Consider the following 20033-nt stretch of genomic DNA (forward strand, 5'->3'; position numbering starts at 1 on the left):
ATTATGAAAGTTGAATTTTTTGGTGTTAGAGGCTCGATGCCTTCAGCTGGAAGTAATACACACATTTTTGGGGGAAATACCTCATGTGTGTACATTGAACAAAACAACGGTAAAGATCTTATTTTAGACTCTGGTACCGGTATTGTAGAACTCGGTACACGTTTACTAGAAACACAAAGTCCTATCAATATTTTGCTAACGCACAATCATTGGGATCATATTCAAGGGTTTCCTTTTTTTAAACCTATCTACCAGCCCAACCGCAATATAACCATTGTAGCTGGCAACGTTGATGATAAAAAAAGCCAAGATGCCATATTAAAGCAAATGAGTGGTTCGTACTTTCCTGTGTGTTATCAGGATTTACCTGCCAATATTACGCTTAATACTGATTTATCGTCTCAAAAGCAATTTACACTTAACGGTTTTTTGGTTTCTACTGCTCCACTGAATCACCCTGGTGGCGGTACTGCTTATTGCATTAAAGCAGATGAAAAAAAGATAGCTTACGTTACCGACAATGAGCTAAACCCACCAGATAAGCTAAACACAAGTATTTGCGAATGGAGTAATTTTATTGAAGGCGCTGATTTACTAATTCACGATGCTCAATTTATAGATGCAGACTTGCCTCTTAAGCATGGTTGGGGTCATAGCACCATAGATCAGGTTGCTGAGCTTGCTATAAAAGCGAGTATTAAAAATGTGATTATTATTAGCCACGATCCATCAAGAACCGATGAACAGTTAGTCGCTATAGAAAAGTATTTACACACGCAGTACGCTCAACAGGTAAAAATAGAATGCGGCCGAGAAGGACGAGTTTTTGATTTTTAGTCTATCAAGGAGCGTTACTCATTAGCTTCTTAAAACCCATTACCTCAAAGCACTTTTTTATTGGCGCTGTTATTACATTATTAATTGCATCAATAGAGTTATTTTCAACTGGGTCGCTTGCAAAGTTAGTTAACCGTGTAGAAGGCATAATATACGACTCTCGGTTATTACTGACGCTTTCAGAGACGCCTAGGCGCATCGATGAAACCGTTGTAATAATTGATATCGATGAAAAGAGCATGCAAGAACAAGGACGCTTTCCTTGGAGTCGCTCAAAATTAGCCGACCTTGTTACAAAGCTTAGCGATGCAGGTGTTATTGTTATTGCATTCGATATATTTTTTTCTGAACAGGAAGAAAACCCTGTTACAAAAATTATGTCTGAGATTCCTGATTTATCAAAAAAGTACACCATCCCCTTTGCTGAAATTACTAAACAAGTCGATGCAGACTCAAAGCTAGCAAGCGCATTATCTAAAAATGATACTGTTCTTGGTTTTTTATTAATTGATGAACAACTCACAAATCAAAACTTGCCAGCTAAAAGCAGTGTTGTATGGGCAAATGCAGATCATACTAATTCACAAATAAACCAGTTTCCTGGTGCTATTGTAAATATTCCTCAGTTACAAAATGCGACAACGGGTACCGGTTTTATCAATGCACATAGCGATGAAGATGGTTTTATACGTAAAGCAGCTCTTGTAAATCGAGTTGGCGATACACTCTACCCTTCTTTAGCACTTGAAGTTGCTCGGCTGTATACCCTTGCTGAAAACATAGAAACCCGTTCCAATATGTTAGATGGTATAACCTTATTCGAAGGTATAAAGTTTCAAGATAAGTGGATTCAAACTGATGAGTATGGGCAAGTATTAATTCCTTACAAAGGCCGTGCGCATAGCTTTCCTTATTATTCGGCTACCGATATTTTGACTCAGCGAATTGGCTCAGAGGAATTAGAAGGCACTGTAGCGTTTATTGGCACATCGGCAATTGGGCTCGCTGATTTAAGATCAACACCGGTTGGTTTGCAGTACCCTGGTGTTGAGGTACATGCCAACATATTTGAAGGATTAATGCACCCAGAACTACTTCCATCTAAACCTAATTGGTCACTGGGGGCAAGCTTACTCATCATTGCATTAACTGGTGGCGTATTATCGTTTTTTAGCCACGGTAAGAGCGCACGTTTTATTATTATTTTGTCTCTTATAGTCACAAGTGTCGTTATATTTTCAAACGTTTATTTATGGTCAGTACAAAAAATTAGTTTACCTTTATTAATGCCTCTTTTACTCATCATTATATTAGCCGGTTATTACATCATTGTAGGCTCTATCGCTGAAATGAAACACAGCCGAAAAATAAAATCTATGTTTGACCAATATGTTCCTCCTGAGCGTATAAACCAAATGATACTGCAAGGTAAAAGTTTATCTCAAAAAAGTGAGCGAAAAAATATGACTGTGTTGTTTGCCGACATTCGTAGTTTCACTTCACTATCAGAAAGTATGACCCCTCATCAGTTAAGTGAATATTTAAACGAATATCTTACGGCTATTACCAAAATCATATTTGATCATCACGGAACTATTGATAAGTACGTAGGCGATATGGTGATGGCATTTTGGAATGCCCCACTAAAAGATGAAAATCACGCTCGCCATGGTGTTGAAGCCGCAATGTCTATGATCCACGGGTTAACGAAAATAAATCAGTTATTTGCAGAAAACAACCAGCCTGCAATAAAAATAGGTATCGGTTTAAGTACTGGCGACATGAATGTAGGTGATATGGGTTCGGTTTACCGTAAAGCCTATACAGTTCTTGGTGATACTGTTAATTTAGGTGCTAGAGTAGAAAGCTTGACCAAATTTTATGGCGTAGCTATTCTTGTTACAGAAGAAACGATGAAGAAATGCCCTCATATTTCATTTCGTCTAATAGATAAAGTGCAAGTTGTTGGTAAAACAGCTGCTGTACAGTTGTTTGAACCTATAAACTTTACAGATAAGCTCGATGAAGAGCAGTTAAATGAAGTTAAAAAGTCGCAGCAGGCCATAACGCTTTTTTATAATAAAAACTGGCCACAAGCACTTAGCTTATTTAAAGAACTACACAGTACAACCGTATTTAGCCCCAACATTTATGCCATTTTTATTGAACGTATTAAGGGCACTGATTTGCAAACACTAGCTAAGGATTGGAATGGTGCCTTTAAACATACTCAAAAGTAGTAAACATATGCGACAGCACATTAAAGACAAAACAAATCTTCAACACTTTATCGATATTAGCATTAGACTAACAACAGAAAAAAATTCGTCTAAGTTACTTGATGAAATACTGCAAGTTGTAATGTCGATAGCAAATTCTGATGCTGGCAGCATTTACTCTATTACCTCAAACAAACAACTAAAGTTTGAAACAGTAATAAACAAATCATTGAATCTTTATTTAGGCGGCACATTAGGTGGTCCTGTTGATTTTCCTAATATAGAGCTTTTTATTGATGGCAAACCAAATGACACCGCTATTGTTGCGCATTCTGTTAATACAGGGGAAGTAATAAATATTCCTGACGTGTATGATGCCTTGCCTTTTGATATGAGCGCTGCACGCAAAATGGATGCACGCACGGGTTATCGCTCTGAGTCCATGCTAACAATTCCCTTGAAAGATCATGAAGATGATATTATTGGTGTCATTCAGCTTATAAATGTTAAAGACGAGCAAAATAAAAATATTCCTTTTAGTGAAGAACTCGTCACTCTAATTCGATCTTTTGCCTCTTTAGGCGCTATTTCACTAACTAACTCTACTTTAGTTAAAGATATGGAAGTGCTTTTTTCAACGTTTGCCGAAGCTATCGCAATGGCAATAGATGAAAAGTCTCCTCACACGGGCGGCCACTGTAAGCGAGTACCAGCACTGACGTTAATGCTTGCTGATGCAGTGCATGCAATAGATAAAGGTCCACTAGCAGATTTTATAATGAGCCCAGAGGATCGCCATGAACTAAGTGTTGCGGGATGGCTACATGACTGTGGGAAAATTGCTACTCCTGATCACATTATGGAAAAGTCGACCAAGTTAGAGACTATTTTCGATCGCATAGAGTTTATTGATGCTAAGTTTGAAATAATTAGTCGAGATTTAGAACTCTCTTATCAGCAGAAAATTATTTCAGCAATAAAACAGAATAAGTCGATTGAGGTTTTACAATTTGAACGATTGCTTGAAACTGAGCTTAAACAACTAGCCCTCGACCGTGCATTATTACAGCGGGTAAATATTGGCGGTGAGTTTTTGGGCGAAGAAGAACAAGCCCATATACTGAGAATATCAAAACAGTATTCGCTTAAAATAAACGGCGAAGAAACACCTTTACTGACTGATGATGAAGTAGAAAACCTCATGATACGACGCGGCACACTTACCCAAGGTGAGCGCGAAATCATGAAACGCCATATGGATATAACTAAAAATATATTAGATATTTTGCCGTTCCCTAAACATCTTAGTAATGTAGCTGAATATGCATTAGGTCATCATGAAAAACTTGACGGTACTGGTTACCCAAGAGGTTTAACCAAAGAGCAAATGTCGGTGCCTGCAAGGTTAATGGCTATTACGGATATATTTGAAGCACTATCTGCCGTAGACAGGCCCTACAAAAAAGCAAAACCGGTAAGTGAATGTTTGAATATTCTAGGGAACATGGTTAGTAATAATCACCTTGATCCTGATATTTTTGCTATTTTTATTGAGTCAGAAGTCTATAAAAATTATATCAACGAATATGCTAACCCAGAGCAGCTAGATGAGGTAGATTTTGATAACTTACCTGGTTACACACCTATAAGTTAGCACCTATAAAGTAATATCTTTATTCAAAATGTGCTTATTACAGTCTATGACTATTCAAACAAAAAAATGCCACCTGACGGTGGCATTTACACACGGGGTTATTTCTACTTATAGAAATACTTTTACTTTTTATTTGTTTTTTTATGTTGTTTTATTAACAAAAAATATGGCTCCAAAGGTAGCATTTAGTGCTCTGTGTAGCAACAGTAAAAGATAAAGTTCATATATCTGCCATATTAACGTCATAAAAAAGCGCGAAGTAAATTCGCGCTCATAAACTTAACGGGCGTTATATTTTAATACACACGTACTTTTCTTCTAAGTACTCATCAAGCCCTTGATGACCGCCTTCTCGGCCTAAACCAGATTGCTTAACACCACCAAATGGCGCTACTGGGTTTGATATAACACCTTCATTTACGCCGACCATACCAAATTCAAGCCCTTCACTAACTCGGTAAATTTGCTTAATATTTTGGCTGTAAAAATAGGCTGCTAGGCCAAATGGTACATCGTTAGCAAGTGCAAGCACTTCACTTTCTTCATCAAAAGGAATAACCGTCAATACTGGACCAAATACCTCTTCGTGGTAAATATCCATTTCTGTGGTGACATTGTTTACTATTAATGGATTTTGAAAGCTGCCACCTAAGTCGCTATTATCGCCAACCAGCGTCGCGCCTTTATCGAGTGCGTCTTGTACTAACTTCTGTACTTTCTCTTTGGCTTTAGGGTAAATGAGTGGACCAATATCAACATCGTCTTCAAAACCATTTGCCACTTTTAACGCTGCAACCTTAGGCGTGATTTTTGACAGGACTTTGTCGAGAATATTACGCTGTATAAAAATACGGTTTGCAGCAACACATGCCTGCCCACTGTTTCTAAATTTAGCCGCCATTAGCCCTTCAACAGCTTCATCTAAGTCAGCATTATCAAAAATAATAAAAGGTGCATTACCGCCAAGCTCCATCGAGGTGCGTTTAATTGTGTCTGCACATTGCGATAGCAACTGCTTACCTACACCGGTAGAACCGGTAAATGTAAACTTACGCACAACTTCTGAATCAGTCAGCATTTTGCCTACTGTTTTGGCATCTTGAGAAACCAGTACATTAAATGCACCTTTAACAAAACCAGCTTGATCAGCTAAGTAAGCAAGTGCGATAGCACAAAGTGGTGTGTGCTCAGAAGGTTTTAATATAAAGCTACAGCCCGCAGCGTAAGCTGGCGCTACTTTACGAGTAACCATAGCAATAGGGAAGTTCCACGGCGTTATACCAGCTACAACACCTACAGGCTGCTTAAAGCTAGTTAAACGATGCGAGTCATCTGTTGGCGGAATTACATCTCCGTAACTACGTTTGGCTTCTTCTGCAAACCATTTGATAAAACCTGCACCGTAATCAATCTCACCAAGGGATTCTTTGAGTGGTTTGCCTTGCTCTTTAGTCATCAGCTCTGCAAGTGTTTGCTTGTGCTTTATTACTAGCTCATACCAGCGCATCAAGGTTTCGCTTCGCTCAGTGGCATTTGTCGTTTTTAACTTAACAAAAGCCCCTTGAGCTGCGGTTACTGCGCTATTTACACCCTGCTCGTCAATATCGCTTACTTCAACAATACTTTTTTCGGTAGCGGGATCGTTGACGCTAAAGCGCGTATCAGTTTTATAAAATTCGCCGTTAATAAATGAGTCTGAGAAAATAAGATTACTCAAAATAAACCTCCGAAATAGATTTTAGGGATTGGGTTGAACTCGTAGCAGCGGGTTTAACCCGCGTTTATATAATCTAAAAAATACGTGATCATTTTGATGTTCAAGTTTGAGATTAGAAAAATTTAACTTAAAACGTTTGATATTTAAAAACGCGACATAAAGTCGCTGCTACGTATTTATAAATGCTTTCTTGAAACAAAAAAGCCGCTGTATCAAACAGCGGCTTTTAATATATACATCGTTAAAAACTAGTGCTCTTCATTAACGATATTGAGATTGTACTTAGGTATTTCAACCACTAGGTCTTCATCTCTTATAATTGCTTGGCAACCAAGGCGTGATTCAGGCTCTAAGCCCCATGCTTTATCTAGCATGTCGTCTTCTAGCTCATCACTTTCTTCAAGTGAATCAAATCCTTCACGAATCACTAAGTGACACGTAGTACATGCACACGATTTTTCACAAGCATGCGCAATGCTAATACCATTTTTAAGCGCAGCGTCGAGTACCGTTTGACCTGTAGGAGCTTCAATTGCAGCGCCGTCAGGACATAATTCAGGGTGTGGAAGAAAAACAATTTGTGGCATTCTAATCTCTCTTAAATGTTGTCTACTGACTGCCCTGTAAGGGCCTTTTTAATTGATGCATCCATTCTACGCGATGCAAAGTCGCTACTCGCATTATCGACTTTTTCGATAGCTGCTTTAATTTCGCCAGGCTCTTGTGCATTTTCGCGCACTTTTACCAGTTCTGCAATTTCAGCGCGTAAGTTAGCTAGTTGCATATCGTCAAGTAATGCACCATCGGCTTCAAGTGATGCGTTAAGCGCTTCTATTACGCGCAACGCTTCTACTTGTTGCTCTTTAAGCATACGCGCTTGCATGTCGCCTTTGGCGTTGCTCATTGATTCTTTTAGCATGTTAGCTACTTGGTCATCAGATAAACCAAACGAAGGCTTAACTTGAATCTCAGCTTGTACACCTGTTGATTTTTCCATAGCCGAAACACTTAATAGGCCATCAGCATCAACTTTAAAGGTTACACGAATATGCGCAGCGCCTGCCGCCATTGGTGGAATACCTTTTAAGCTAAACTTAGCAAGCGATCGACAATCATCAACAAGCTCACGCTCACCTTGCAGCACATGTAATGACATGGCTGTTTGACCGTCTTTAAACGTTGTAAATTCTTGTGCGCGTGCTACCGGAATCGTTGTATTACGCGGAATGATTTTTTCAACCAAACCACCCATAGTTTCAAGGCCTAGCGATAACGGTAATACATCAAGCAATAACATGTCAGAATCGGGCTTATTGCCAATTAACACGTCGGCTTGAAGCGCCGCACCTAAGGCTACAACACGATCAGGATCGATTGAAGTTAGCGGCTCTTTATCAAAAAAGCTTTGTACTTGGCTACGTACCAATGGCATACGGGTTGAACCGCCTACCATAATAACTTGCAGCACTTCTTCATTTTCAATGCCAGCATCTTTTACAGCACGACGACACGAGCGCAGCGTTTTTTTAATTAGTGGCATAGCCATTTCATCAAACGTTTCGCGCGTTACTTCAACGGTGTATTTCTGATCGTCAAACTCAAGGCCCACGTTTACTTTAGCGTATTGGCTTAATGCTTCTTTACACGCTTTTGCTTTATTGATGAATAAACGTAAAACTGAAGGTGATAATGCTGACACACCTGTTTGCTGCTTAAAGTAATCAACAAGGAGCGAATCAAAGTCATCGCCGCCGAGGCTAGAGTCGCCACCGGTTGCCATTACTTCAAACACACCTTGGTGTAATCTAAGTACTGATATATCAAACGTACCACCACCTAAATCGTAAACAGCAATAATACCTTCTTGACCTGAATCTAAACCATAAGCAACCGCTGCTGCTGTTGGCTCATTTAATAAACGTAGTACGTTAATACCAGCAAGCTCTGCGGCATCCTTAGTACTTTGGCGCTGTGCGTCATCAAAGTACGCTGGTACTGTGATTACAGCCCCTAAAATTTCTTGGTTGCCAAAACTTTGCTCAGCTCGTGCTTTTAATGCAGCTAAAATATGGCTTGATGCTTTAATTGGACTAATTTTACCTGCCGCAGTTTCTATTGCTAGCGCACCATTGTGCTCACAAAATTCATACGGTAGTTGCCCATAACTTTGCTCTATTTCAGCCTGAGTTTTACCTAAAAAACGCTTAACCGAAATAAGTGTGTTAGCAGGGTCTTGCGTTGCGGCTTGTGCAGCTTCTGCGCCAACAGTAATACCGCCTGCTTGATAACGAACAACCGACGGTAACATAGCCGCGCCAAGATCATCAGTTAACGTGCGGGCTTCGCCACTTTGTACTGTTGCAACTAATGAATTGGTTGTACCAAGGTCAATACCAATAGCTAGTTTATGTTCGTGTGGTGCCGCGCTCTGCCCCGGCTCAGCAATTTGCAATAATGCCATAATGCTCTTTAAACTCGTGTTGCTCGCTTTGCAGCAAGTAATTAATCGTCAAATAAACTGTCTTCAATGCGCTCTAGTTCGTCACGCAACTTATAAACAAACTTCAGTTTACGAATATTATCTGCGGCAAGTTGATATTGCTGCTCATCGTTACTCGCTAATTGCTCAGCAAGTTGTGCACTGTATTGCGCGTTTAATTGCTTAATTTGTTTTTCAAAATTTGCAATGGCGGTATCAGGATCGCTAGCTGATGTTAGCTCTTCAAGTTCTTCGCGAAGTTCCATTTGCTGCATTAAAAACATTGGATCTTGCAAGGTTTGCTGCTCTGCACGAATATCAACGCCTAGCTCGCTCAACATATATTCGGCACGTTTTACTGGGTGCTTTAACGTTTGTAGCGCATCGTTAATTTCGGCAGTGCTTTGCACAGCCATTAACTTATCGCGGCTGCTCGCATTCGCGTGGCGATCGGGATGTACAGTACGCTGTAATTCCAAGTAGTGCTTGTTAACCGTTGCTAAATCAATATTGTAATCAACGGGGACTGCAAATAATTCAAAGTAACGCATAACTTCAACCAATAATATTCAGAAATAACAAAGCCCTACATTAACTGGCAGGGCTTATTTATACTACAAAGATATTTAAAGCTTAAACGGTAAAGCTTTCGCCACAACCACACTCATCTGCTTGATTCGGGTTATTAAATTTAAACCCTTCATTTAAGCCTTCTTTAGTGTAGTCGAGCTCTGTGCCATCGATGTAAACTAAGCTTTTAGCGTCAACAATTAATGTGACACCTTTAGCCGCAAAAGTTTCATCGTCTTCGTTTAAATCGTCAACAAACTCAAGTACATAAGCAAGACCTGAACAGCCCGTCGTTTTAATGCCAACGCGCAGGCCTAAACCTTTACCGCGGTTTGCTAAAAATGATTGTACGCGGTTTGCTGCCGCATCTGTCAATGTCACTGCCATGAGTTTCTCTTCTTACTTCGCTTGTTTGCTTTTGTAGTCTGCAATTGCTGCTTGAATTGCGTCTTCGGCTAAAATTGAACAGTGAATTTTCACTGGTGGCAACTCAAGCTCTGCACTGATATCAGTGTTTTTAATTGTCGCTGCTTCGTCTAGCGTTTTGCCTTTAACCCACTCTGTTACAAGTGAAGATGAAGCAATTGCGCTACCACAACCGTAGGTTTTGAATTTTGCATCTTCAATAACGCCAGTGGCAGATACTTTAATTTGCAGTTTCATTACGTCACCACATGCTGGTGCGCCTACCATACCCGTTGCCACTGACGGATCGTTCTTATCTAGAGTACCTACGTTACGTGGGTTTTCTACGTGGTCGATTACTTTATCACTATAAGCCATTATTCTATCCTCATTACCTGCTAGGGTATGTGCTCACACTATTAGTGGTGAGCCCATTCAACTGAATCTAAATCAATACCTTCTTGATGCATCTCCCAAAGTGGAGACATCTCACGTAGGCGACCGATAGAGTTTTTCATTAATTCGACGGTGTAATCAATCTCTTCTTCGGTAGTAAAGCGACCAATACTAAAACGAATTGAGCTATGTGCTAATTCGTCGTTACGGCCAAGTGCACGTAATACATAAGAAGGCTCTAAGCTTGCAGATGTACAGGCTGAACCTGACGATACTGCAATGTCTTTTACTGCCATAAGTAACGACTCACCTTCAACAAAGTTAAAGCTGATGTTTACAATACCCGGTACTGATTGGTCTTGTGTGCCGTTAAAGTATACTTCGTCCATATCAGCCATAATGCCGTCGATTAAACGATTACGTAAGGCGCTGATGTGTGCGTGATCTTTTTCGAAATCTTGCTTAGCAATTTTAAACGCAGTACCCATACCCACTAATTGGTGAGTTGCTAGTGTACCAGAGCGCATACCGCGTTCATGTCCGCCACCGTGCATTTGCGCTTCAAGGCGAGCACGTGGTTTACGACGAACGTAAAGTGCACCAACACCTTTAGGGCCATACACTTTATGTGCAGAGAACGACATAAAATCAACTTTAAGCTGTTGCACGTCGATTAATACTTTGCCCGCGCTTTGCGCTGCATCTACGTGGAACATAATTTTACGTTCGCGACACATTTCGCCAATAGTCGCGATATCTTGAATCACACCTAGCTCGTTATTAACGTGCATGATGCTTACAAGTACTGTGTCGTCACGCATTGTGTCGGCAAGTTTTTGTAAATCAAGTAGGCCGTTTTCTTCAACGTCCATGTAAGTTACTTCAAAACCTTGGCGCTCAAGCTCACGACATGTGTCGATTACAGCTTTATGCTCAGTTTTAGCGGTAATAACGTGCTTACCTTTTTTCTTGTAAAACTGTGCTGCACCTTTAATAGCAAGGTTATTTGATTCTGTTGCACCCGATGTGAAAACAATTTCACGTGGGTCTGCATTAATTAAATCAGCAATATCTGTACGCGCTTGGTCAACAGCTTCTTCTGCTTGCCAACCAAAACGGTGTGAGCGTGACGCAGGATTACCAAACTTACCGTCCATTGTCAGGCACTGCATCATTTCTTTAGCAACACGTTCATCAACAGGCGTGGTCGCTGCGTAATCTAAATAAATCGGTAACTTCATTTCTCTCTCCGCTGCAGGTCAACCTTAAAGTTGACAGCTTACTTGAATGTTTTCCAACTGCTTAATTGCATTATTGATACTGTTATCTTGGCGCGATGCTATTTCTTTCACATCTGATTTTTCCACCAATTCAGCAAGGGTAATATTATTCAAAAATTCTTCTATGCGTGCGCTTAAGTCTGACCACAAATTATGTGTTAAACAACGCATACCACTCTGACAGCCGGTATCGGCACCTTGGCAACGTGTTGCATCGACCGATTCGTCTACGGCGCTAATAATATCGCCAACAGAGATAACGCCCGCTTCACGCCCTAGTAAATAACCACCACCAGGTCCACGAACAGAACTTACTAGGCCATTTTTACGTAAACGAGCAAATAATTGTTCAAGGTAAGACAAAGAAATTTCTTGTCTTTGTGAAATATCAGCAAGGGCTACAGGACCTACACCTGTGTGTAGTGCAACATCCAGCATAGCTGTAACGGCATATCTGCCTTTTGATGTTAACTTCATAACGCCCCCTGCACAAAAGAGTGCAAATTTTAATTACCAGAGTAAATTAGTCAAGTATTATCACTTGATAAAAATTTGATTTATAAACTCTTACTTTTTAAATTGTAGAGTTAACAAACTTTCAATACTTGACCTCTTTGGTCAAGTATTACAGCCATTGTAATTACCTGAGTATTTTAGTCAAGTATTAGCTAGTTATTTACCCATTGGTTTTTATAACTAATAGCTATACCTAAGTTACTTAGGGATAGACTTATTAATTGAAGTGAGAATACCGCGTAAAATATTCATTTCGGCATCTTCAGGGTGAGCTCGGTTAAATAAACGACGTAATTTAGTCATAACTAACCCAGGGTGCTGTTTGATAATAAAGCCGGTTTTGAAAAGCGTCTCTTCAAGGTGCTCATAAAACAGTTCTGTTTGTTTTGAGCTTGGGTAAACGGCATCGTCTTCTTCAACCTTTTTAGGTTGTTGATTTAAAAACGCCATACGTGTTTCGTAACTAAGTGTTTGTACGGCCATAGCTAAATTAAGCGAGCTATACTCTGGATTAGCAGGAATACATACGTGGTAATTACAAAGCTGTAATTCTTCATTAGTTAAACCACTGTTTTCACGACCAAATACTAGCGCTACAGGACCATTTACAGCTTCAGCAACGAGTTTTTCACCACATTCACGTGGTTCAACCATTGGCCACGAAAGCGTACGAGAACGCGCACTTGTGCCAATCGTTAATGTACAGTCAGCGATAGCTTCTTCAACAGTACCTACAATAACTGCATTGCCTAAAACATCAGTTGCGCCTGCAGCTAATGCACTTGCTTGGCTGTCTATTTCGCAAGCAGGATCAACTAAATAAAGTTTTGATAAACCCATGGTTTTCATGGCTCGAGCCGCCGAACCAATATTGCCCGAATGTGACGTGTTAACTAAAACAATGCGAATATCATCTAAGATCATTACTGTGCTACTTTGCTATGCCAAAAAATTGCGCAAATTCTAACATGAAAGTGCAATAAGATCCTAGATTCAAAAGGCTAGATCCTAAGATCTAGCCCAATATAACAATTCTTTCATCGATAAGTGTCGCTGCAAGCAAAGTATGGTTTCAGCGATATAAGATCTAGGGGTATAACACCAATTTTTTTTGATGTTTAAACCATTGCCGCCTTTACATAGACATCAAAACGGTTCTTTTTGGTTTTGATCTGCATGCTTGGGGTTTTGTCATTTAAAAATGGGGCGTAATCGGGGCGTTTTACTACTACGCGCTTACTGGCGAGTGGGTAGGCGAATTCGAGTAAATCGTCAGCGTCGGTATCTGCACCAACAAGCTCTTGAAATACACGCATTTCTTTTTTAACTAATGCTGATTTTTCGCGGTGCGGGAACATAGGATCTAAATAAACCACATCGGGCATGCTTTCACACTGCGATAGTAGGGTATGGCTTGAACCAAATATTAGGCTCATATTTTCTTTCATCCACAAACCAATTTCAATATCGCTATAGGCTCGCTTTAAACCATCGTATAAAAGTGCAGCTACAACCGGGTGACGTTCATGTAATATAACTTTGCACCCTAGCGAGGCAAGTACGAAGCCATCTCGCCCAAGGCCTGCGGTAGCATCGAGTACAACAGGCGTTGCACCTTTATTTAAGCCAACCGCTTTGGCAATTGCTTGCCCTTTACCACCGCCAAACTTACGCCTATGGGCGGCGGCACCGGTTACAAAGTCAACGTTAATTGCACCTAGTTTGGGCTCGTCGGTTTTAAATAGGCTTAACCCTTTATCGTCGTAATGTAAGCTAAAGCCACTGCAATTTTGCGCCCATTGGGCTAAACCAAAGCGTGTTTCTAATTCATTTAAATAAGGACGTAACTCTTTAAAAGCACACTGAATAACCACAATAAACTCCGACGATAAAATACGCCTGTAGTATATCAACCGCTTTACTTTAAAGCACTAAAATAGCTCTATATCGCTATGATGATTAGTATTAACCTTTGCGGCTTCCGCTTTAGTGCGTAAATTAGATATAAGTTCATTGCGGCTTTCGGCAACCTGTTTAAGCTGATATTTGATAAAGGCTAAATCACTATTAGCCGATACAAATAACTGCATCGTTTGATCCAGTTGGGATATATATAAGGTGAGATCCGCAGGATTTGCTTGTGTTTGTTGTAGCTTAATGGCGCAGTCAAGTTCATGTAGCTGCTCTATAAATATTTTAGTACTTTTGTTTTGCTCTACATTTTGAGTAGTTAACTGCTTAACAATGTCTTGAAGGGCTGTACTTATTTGAGCTGCCTGCTCATAACTGCTTTCGCTTCTTTCCATGGTAACAACCTTCTCGTTGGTCACTTCTAATATATGCGGGAAAAGATCTTTGTAGCGCCCGTACAAAGCATCGTTATCAACAGGCATATTTTTTATCAAAAGGGATACTTTGGGATAATTAATAATAGTACTGCTACCAATATCAACAAATCGTTGAGCATGTCGATGTTGCTCTAGCAGTTCTTGCTCTAGCGGGCAAACACCACTTTGCTGGCTGTAAAAAATACCTTTGCTTTGATACCAAAACACAACCACAACATCTAAATTTAAAGGTGCAAAAAAAGTAAAAAAGTATTCGCTTAACGATTGAAAGTTATTAGCGTGATAACTTTGTCCAACGTAGCGCATTATACGCCCCATATCGCCCGACTCTGTCATTGCTATTTCAGCTGTTTTATTCGCTTTTACTATATCCAATTTAAGTTTTGCGCATTTTTGCCTATATTCGTAAAGTACCTTTATTCGCGCTATTAACTCTTCTGCGTTAAAAGGTTTTGTAATGTAATCGGATGCGCCGACGCTGTAACCTTTTACCCGATCGCTTAGCTCTATTTTAGATGAGAGAAACATAACGGGAATATCTTGAGTATTTTGACTTTGCTTTATTGTTTTACATACGTCATAACCTGACATACCTGGCATTTCAATATCGAGTAAAATAATATCTGGGTTGTATTTATTGGTTAGCCTTAATCCTTCATCGCCATCTTTTGCATGAATTATTTTACAAAACTCTGCTAAAGACTCTTCAATTATATGATGAACATACTTGTCGTCATCAATTGCCAATACCAACTTTGCCATGCCTTAGTCCATTTTATTAGGTGTGCTAAAAGCATAGTACGGTAGGATGAAATTACTAAAAATTATTAGATAATAATTTTAAAATAATAAAAAAGCGCCATTAAGGCGCTTTAATTTGGTTTGTGCTAAATATTAATTTTTAAACAGCAATACCGCTATGACGTAGTAACGCGTCGACATTTGGCTCACGACCACGAAACTTTTTAAATAATTCCATTGGCTCTTCGCTACCGCCTTTTTCTAAAATGTTTTGCATAAAGGCTTGCCCTGTTTTAGCGTTAAAAATACCTTCTTCTTCAAATTTAGAAAATGCATCAGCAGAAAGTACTTCAGCCCATTTATACGAGTAATAACCTGCACTATAACCGCCGGCAAAAATATGACTAAAACCATTTTGAAAACGGTTAAACTCAGGCGGTTTAACGATTGATGTACGGCTACGTACATCGTTTAGTACTGCTTGAATTTGGCATTGCTCACCCACTTTGTAATCGTTATGGATTTTAAAGTCGAATAACGAAAACTCAATTTGACGTAGCATTTGTACGCCTGAGTTATAGTTTTTAGCAGCAAGTAACTTATCAAGTAACTCTTTAGGTAACGGCTCACCCGTTTCATAATGACCTGAAATAAAGCTCAGGGCTTCTTCGTCATAACACCAGTTCTCTAAAAACTGACTAGGAAGCTCTACCGCATCCCATGCAACACCATTAATACCCGCAACAGGAGCAGCATCAACTTGTGTCAGCAGGTGGTGAATACCATGACCAAACTCATGAAATAAAGTAGTTACTTCGTCATGAGTAAACAGCGCCGGTTTATCGCCAACCGCCTTATTAAAGTTACACACTAAATAAGCCACTGGAGTTTGTAGTTCGCCATTAGCGCGTACTTTACGACCCATACAGTCATCCATCCACGCCCCACCGCGTTTACGGTCGCGTGCATATAAATCGAGGTAAAAACGTCCACGTAAGGTATTGCTGCTATCTACAATTTCAAAAAAACGTACATCTTTGTGATAAGTATCAAAGTCAGTAACTTCTTTTACGCTAATACCAAATAAGCGGTTAACGGTTTCGAATAAGCCACTTAATACTTTATTCGCAGGGAAGTAAGGACGTAGTACTTCATCTGAAATAGCGTATTTTTCTTGCTTAAGTTTTTCGCTGTAGTAACCAAAATCCCATGCTTGTAATTCAGAAATACCGTGTTTTTGCTCAGCATACGCTTTTAGCTCGGCCACTTCTTGCTCTGCTTGTGGTTTTGATTTAGCTGCTAGGTCTTCTAAAAATGAGAATACTTGTTCTGGTGTTTCGGCCATTTTAGTTGCCAGTGACTTTTCAGCGTAGCTGTTAAAACCTAGTAACTGTGCAAGTTCATGGCGAAGCGCAAGCTCCTCGCTCATAATATCAGAGTTATCAAACTCACCGGCGTTAGGGCCTTGATCTGATGCGCGCGTAGAAAACGCGGTGTAAGTTTCTTTGCGTAATTCGCGGTTATCTGCGTAAGCCATTATTGGTAAATACGACGGGAAATCGAGTGTAAATAACCAGCCATCTAATTCTTTACTTTTTGCGGTATCAGCTGCAAGTGCTAAAGCAGATTCTGGCAAGCCAGCTAAGTCGCTCTCATCAGTAATATGTTTGTGCCAAGCAAGTGTGGCATCCATTACGTTGTTGCCAAATTTTGAGGCAAGTTCTGATAAACGCGCGCTAATTTCGCCGTAGCGTTTTTGCTGCTCTGCCGCCAGAGCAATACCCGATAATTTAAAATCGCGTAGCGCATTAGTAATTGTTTTTTGTTGTGCTGTAGTCAGCGTTTTAAATTCGTCACTGTTATAAAGCGTATTATACGCGTTGTATAAACCTTGATGCTGACCTACAAATGTTGAATATTCAGATATTAACGGTAAGCACTGCTCGTAAGCTTCGCGTAATTCGTCGTTATTCATTACTGAATTTAAATGCGATACAGGGGAGAACATGCGCGATAATTTATCGTCAGCTTCTTCAAGGGGTAATACTAAGTCATCCCACGTATACGAGCCTTTAGCTAACACGTCATCAATGGCTTTACGACAAAGCTCGATACCGTCTTTTAGTGCTGGTACTACGTACTCAGGCTTTATTTTTGAAAATGGTGGTAAGCCTTCAAGGCCAATTAATGGGTTGCTCATAAATACTCTCTTTGCGTTAATGCATTACGTTTTAAATTGGGTCTAAAAGTAAAAAAACAACTCAGCCGCTTTTAAGTTGTTTAATTTTAATAAGGTTGCTCCAGAGCAAAACACAAATAACCCATTAATGAGTCGGCCACTTTATAACGTTCTAGCACCGTATCAACTAGGTTATTACTGCATACTTGCTTTTGAGTAAGTGGGCTAATGGCTATAAAGTCTTTTCGCTTGAGCTCATCTATTAAGGGATGCTCTTTTTCAAAACCTCTTGGCGGGCGTTTTAGCGATTCTCCTGACATTTCAAATATAGATTTAAATTGCTCATCATAAATTGCTTTTTTATAGCTATTTGGGTTTTCATCTATGCAGGTTCTAATTGCGTTAAGCGCCTTTGATTCTGGTCGCCAAATACCAGCACCTACAAAACATTCGTCATTTGCTAAGTGAAAGTAAAAACCCGGGGCGTGTACGTCTTTTCCCATAAAATGGCGAAATTGAATTCCTACATTAATTTTATACGGGGTTTTATCTTTGCTAAAACGCGCGTCTTTATGGATTCTCATTAAGCTACCGCCCACTTTTTTATCTGATGCGACAAAATGGCTAGAAACATCAGCAAGTGGTGCTTGCATTTGCCTAATGAAATCTAAAGCGGGCTCTCTTACGTATTCCTCATACTGTGATTTATGGTCGTTAAACCAGTCTCTATTATTGTTTTTATCAAGCTGAGCAAGAAATTCGAATGTTTTTTTACTAAACATAGGTCACCTAAACACTCTTTATTTTTAAAACTTAATGTTATGCTAATGCGCATAAAACTCAACGCCTAAGGACATAAAATGACACAACACTTTGATTATATTGCAATCGGTGGTGGCAGTGGTGGTATTGCCTCTGCAAATAGAGCGGCAATGCGTGGCGCTAAAGTAGCACTTATAGAAGCAAAACACATGGGCGGCACGTGTGTAAACGTAGGCTGCGTACCTAAAAAAGTAATGTGGCACGGTGCTCAGGTTGCTGAAGCAATTAATTTATATGCCCCAGATTACGGCTTTAATGTTGAAGTTAAAGGCTTTGATTGGAGCAAACTAGTAGAAAGCCGTGAAGCCTACATTGGCCGAATTCATAAAGGTTATGACAGTGGCCTTGCTAGCAATGGCGTTACTGTAATTAAAGGTTTTGCTAAATTTGTAGATAATAAAACAGTTGAAGTAAACGGCGAGCACTACACAGCCGATCATATATTAATTGCAGTAGGCGGCCGCCCAAGCATTCCGCATATTGAAGGTGCTGAACACGGTATCGATTCAAATGGCTTTTTTGAATTAAAAGAGCAACCTAAACGCGTTGCAGTAATAGGCGCAGGCTACATAGCCGTTGAGCTTGCTGGTGTATTACATGGTTTAGGTACTGAGACACATTTATTTGTACGTAAGCATGCACCACTTCGTAGTTTTGACCCATATATTGTAGATACGCTTGTTGAAGTAATGGCTGCCGAAGGCCCTACTTTACATACTCACTCTGTACCAAATAAATTGGTAAAAGAAGATGATGGCTCTGTAACACTGCATTTAGATAACGGCAAAACTCATAACGTTGATCAAGTTATTTGGGCCATTGGCCGCGAGCCAACAACCAATGCTATTAACGTTGCAGCAGCGGGCGTAGAAGTAAACAGCAGTGGTTTTGTAAAAGTTGATGAGTATCAAAATACCACAGCTAAGAATGTATACGCGGTTGGCGATATCATCGAAAATGGTATTGAACTTACACCGGTAGCAGTAAAAGCAGGCCGTACTTTATCTGAGCGTTTATTTAATAAAGAACTATCTGATGATTTAAAAATGGATTACAGCTTAGTCCCTACTGTTGTATTTAGTCATCCACCTATTGGTACTATTGGTTTAACTGAGCAAGAAGCTATTTCTCAGTACGGCGAAGAAAACGTTAAAATTTACCAATCTGGTTTTACGGCTATGTACACAGCGGTAACTAAACATCGCCAGCCTTGCAAGATGAAACTTGTATGTGCCGGCCCAGACGAAAAAGTAGTTGGTCTACATGGGATTGGTTTTGCGGTTGATGAAATGATTCAAGGTTTTGCAGTTGCCATGAAAATGGGCGCAACTAAAGCTGATTTTGATGCAGTTGTTGCAATTCACCCGACTGGCTCGGAAGAATTTGTAACGATGAGGGGCTAGTGTAGAGTTTTCACCTATACACTTTTCTTATTCTGGAAATGTACATAGGTCAGGTTAACATCTGGCCTTTTTAAATTCATATCTATTAAAAAATTTCAAGCGCCTAGATGCTTATTTCATCAAATGCTCTTATTGAGATAAAAATATTGATTTGCTCAATATATGGTAGCTTTAAATTACTACTATAGAGAGATATATTCACTACAGAATAAAATTAAATAAAATAAAAGTATTGATAAAAAAACGACTGTTGGTGAACTGGCCTCTCTCATGTTCAATTGCTCAGTTTGAACGCAGACTTATTTCGGAACAAACTAAAGCTGGATTAGATGCTAATCGAGATAAAAAAGCAATGTTAAATGATCCTCAAATAACAAAAGCTGAAGTTGCTGAACATTTCGGTATAAGTAGGACAACATTAAATGAATGGCTAAATAAACAATAATAATCATGTTGCTTTGACTTAC

The 20033-nt window shown here is 39.7% G+C and carries 18 protein-coding genes; 5 read left to right on the forward strand and 13 right to left on the reverse strand.

What is annotated here, in order from left to right:
- The first annotated feature begins 3 nt into the window (after positions 1-3).
- From I6E85_RS02740 to I6E85_RS02750, 3 genes are read left to right on the forward strand one after another with little or no spacing between them, the layout of a single operon-like run.
- Positions 4-837 carry an MBL fold metallo-hydrolase gene (locus I6E85_RS02740; RefSeq protein WP_024605050.1) on the forward strand — a complete coding sequence of 278 codons (834 nt, stop codon included), beginning with the start codon at positions 4-6 and terminating at the stop codon, positions 835-837.
- Positions 838-857: 20 nt separating this feature from the next.
- Positions 858-3077 (forward strand): adenylate/guanylate cyclase domain-containing protein, encoded by a 2220-nt coding sequence (locus I6E85_RS21185; protein ID WP_308807810.1) that lies wholly within the window; start codon positions 858-860, stop codon positions 3075-3077.
- Positions 3049-4710, forward strand: a complete 1662-nt coding sequence (locus I6E85_RS02750; protein ID WP_197236565.1) for an HD-GYP domain-containing protein — start codon at positions 3049-3051, stop codon at positions 4708-4710. The genes I6E85_RS21185 and I6E85_RS02750 overlap by 29 nt, the downstream gene beginning before the upstream one ends.
- Positions 4711-4999: 289 nt before the next feature.
- Here the strand turns inward: I6E85_RS02750 and I6E85_RS02755 are convergent, their stop codons facing one another.
- The 13 genes from I6E85_RS02755 to I6E85_RS02815 form a co-directional block, all read right to left on the reverse strand.
- Complete coding sequence (locus I6E85_RS02755; RefSeq protein ID WP_197236566.1) at positions 5000-6427, reverse strand: NAD-dependent succinate-semialdehyde dehydrogenase; 1428 nt, start codon at positions 6425-6427, stop codon at positions 5000-5002.
- 248 nt (positions 6428-6675) lie between these two features.
- A complete protein-coding gene (gene fdx, locus I6E85_RS02760) occupies positions 6676-7014 on the reverse strand; it encodes an ISC system 2Fe-2S type ferredoxin (RefSeq protein ID WP_002958430.1) in 339 nt (112 codons plus the stop codon).
- Positions 7015-7025: 11 nt separating this feature from the next.
- A complete protein-coding gene (gene hscA / locus I6E85_RS02765; RefSeq protein ID WP_002958429.1) occupies positions 7026-8888 on the reverse strand; it encodes a Fe-S protein assembly chaperone HscA in 1863 nt (620 codons plus the stop codon).
- Positions 8889-8929: 41 nt separating this feature from the next.
- Positions 8930-9457, reverse strand: coding sequence for a co-chaperone HscB (gene hscB, locus I6E85_RS02770; protein WP_197120433.1), 528 nt, complete (start codon positions 9455-9457; stop codon positions 8930-8932).
- Between the two features lie 82 nt (positions 9458-9539).
- Positions 9540-9863, reverse strand: a complete 324-nt coding sequence (gene iscA / locus I6E85_RS02775; protein WP_002958427.1) for an iron-sulfur cluster assembly protein IscA — start codon at positions 9861-9863, stop codon at positions 9540-9542.
- Positions 9864-9875: 12 nt separating this feature from the next.
- The gene (gene iscU, locus I6E85_RS02780; protein WP_002958426.1) at positions 9876-10259 is read right to left on the reverse strand and encodes a Fe-S cluster assembly scaffold IscU; all 384 of its coding nucleotides are present in this window, start codon (positions 10257-10259) and stop codon (positions 9876-9878) included.
- Between the two features lie 41 nt (positions 10260-10300).
- Entirely contained in the window at positions 10301-11518 is a 1218-nt protein-coding gene (locus tag I6E85_RS02785) for an IscS subfamily cysteine desulfurase (RefSeq protein WP_002958425.1), read from the reverse strand.
- A gap of 24 nt (positions 11519-11542) precedes the next feature.
- Entirely contained in the window at positions 11543-12034 is a 492-nt protein-coding gene (iscR, locus tag I6E85_RS02790; RefSeq protein ID WP_002958424.1) for a Fe-S cluster assembly transcriptional regulator IscR, read from the reverse strand.
- Positions 12035-12271: 237 nt separating this feature from the next.
- Positions 12272-12997, reverse strand: a complete 726-nt coding sequence (gene trmJ, locus I6E85_RS02795; protein WP_002958423.1) for a tRNA (cytosine(32)/uridine(32)-2'-O)-methyltransferase TrmJ — start codon at positions 12995-12997, stop codon at positions 12272-12274.
- A 194-nt stretch (positions 12998-13191) separates the two neighbouring features.
- Positions 13192-13947 carry a class I SAM-dependent methyltransferase gene (locus I6E85_RS02800; RefSeq protein WP_024598033.1) on the reverse strand — a complete coding sequence of 252 codons (756 nt, stop codon included), beginning with the start codon at positions 13945-13947 and terminating at the stop codon, positions 13192-13194.
- Between the two features lie 57 nt (positions 13948-14004).
- Positions 14005-15183 carry a response regulator transcription factor gene (locus I6E85_RS02805; RefSeq protein ID WP_024605445.1) on the reverse strand — a complete coding sequence of 393 codons (1179 nt, stop codon included), beginning with the start codon at positions 15181-15183 and terminating at the stop codon, positions 14005-14007.
- A 139-nt stretch (positions 15184-15322) separates the two neighbouring features.
- Complete coding sequence (gene prlC / locus I6E85_RS02810; protein WP_197236567.1) at positions 15323-17362, reverse strand: oligopeptidase A; 2040 nt, start codon at positions 17360-17362, stop codon at positions 15323-15325.
- Positions 17363-17448: 86 nt separating this feature from the next.
- Entirely contained in the window at positions 17449-18123 is a 675-nt protein-coding gene (locus I6E85_RS02815) for a DUF2461 domain-containing protein (protein WP_197152078.1), read from the reverse strand.
- A gap of 78 nt (positions 18124-18201) precedes the next feature.
- On the opposite strand from I6E85_RS02815, the gene gorA reads away from it, so the two are divergent.
- Together gorA and I6E85_RS02825 are read left to right on the forward strand one after the other, a co-directional pair.
- Positions 18202-19566, forward strand: a complete 1365-nt coding sequence (gene gorA, locus I6E85_RS02820) for a glutathione-disulfide reductase (protein ID WP_197236568.1) — start codon at positions 18202-18204, stop codon at positions 19564-19566.
- A 253-nt stretch (positions 19567-19819) separates the two neighbouring features.
- On the forward strand, positions 19820-20011 hold the full coding sequence (locus I6E85_RS02825; protein ID WP_197120439.1) for a hypothetical protein: 192 nt from the start codon (positions 19820-19822) through the stop codon (positions 20009-20011).
- The last annotated feature ends 22 nt before the right edge of the window (positions 20012-20033 follow it).

This window comes from Pseudoalteromonas sp. NZS71 (genome assembly GCF_015864715.1).
GTDB lineage: Bacteria > Pseudomonadota > Gammaproteobacteria > Enterobacterales > Alteromonadaceae > Pseudoalteromonas > Pseudoalteromonas arctica.

Excerpts from the sequence above, each read along its gene's own strand:
- iscR (WP_002958424.1), bottom strand. The coding sequence starts at position 12,034 with ATGAAGTTAACATCAAAAGGCAGATATGCCGTTACAGCTATGCTGGAT.
- I6E85_RS02750 (WP_197236565.1), top strand. The coding sequence starts at position 3,049 with ATGGTGCCTTTAAACATACTCAAAAGTAGTAAACATATGCGACAGCAC.
- prlC (WP_197236567.1), bottom strand. The coding sequence starts at position 17,362 with ATGAGCAACCCATTAATTGGCCTTGAAGGCTTACCACCATTTTCAAAA.
- gorA (WP_197236568.1), top strand. The coding sequence starts at position 18,202 with ATGACACAACACTTTGATTATATTGCAATCGGTGGTGGCAGTGGTGGT.
- trmJ (WP_002958423.1), bottom strand. The coding sequence starts at position 12,997 with ATGATCTTAGATGATATTCGCATTGTTTTAGTTAACACGTCACATTCG.
- I6E85_RS02805 (WP_024605445.1), bottom strand. The coding sequence starts at position 15,183 with ATGGCAAAGTTGGTATTGGCAATTGATGACGACAAGTATGTTCATCAT.
- hscA (WP_002958429.1), bottom strand. The coding sequence starts at position 8,888 with ATGGCATTATTGCAAATTGCTGAGCCGGGGCAGAGCGCGGCACCACAC.
- hscB (WP_197120433.1), bottom strand. The coding sequence starts at position 9,457 with ATGCGTTACTTTGAATTATTTGCAGTCCCCGTTGATTACAATATTGAT.
- fdx (WP_002958430.1), bottom strand. The coding sequence starts at position 7,014 with ATGCCACAAATTGTTTTTCTTCCACACCCTGAATTATGTCCTGACGGC.
- iscA (WP_002958427.1), bottom strand. The coding sequence starts at position 9,863 with ATGGCAGTGACATTGACAGATGCGGCAGCAAACCGCGTACAATCATTT.
- I6E85_RS02815 (WP_197152078.1), bottom strand. The coding sequence starts at position 18,123 with ATGTTTAGTAAAAAAACATTCGAATTTCTTGCTCAGCTTGATAAAAAC.
- I6E85_RS02785 (WP_002958425.1), bottom strand. The coding sequence starts at position 11,518 with ATGAAGTTACCGATTTATTTAGATTACGCAGCGACCACGCCTGTTGAT.
- I6E85_RS02740 (WP_024605050.1), top strand. The coding sequence starts at position 4 with ATGAAAGTTGAATTTTTTGGTGTTAGAGGCTCGATGCCTTCAGCTGGA.
- iscU (WP_002958426.1), bottom strand. The coding sequence starts at position 10,259 with ATGGCTTATAGTGATAAAGTAATCGACCACGTAGAAAACCCACGTAAC.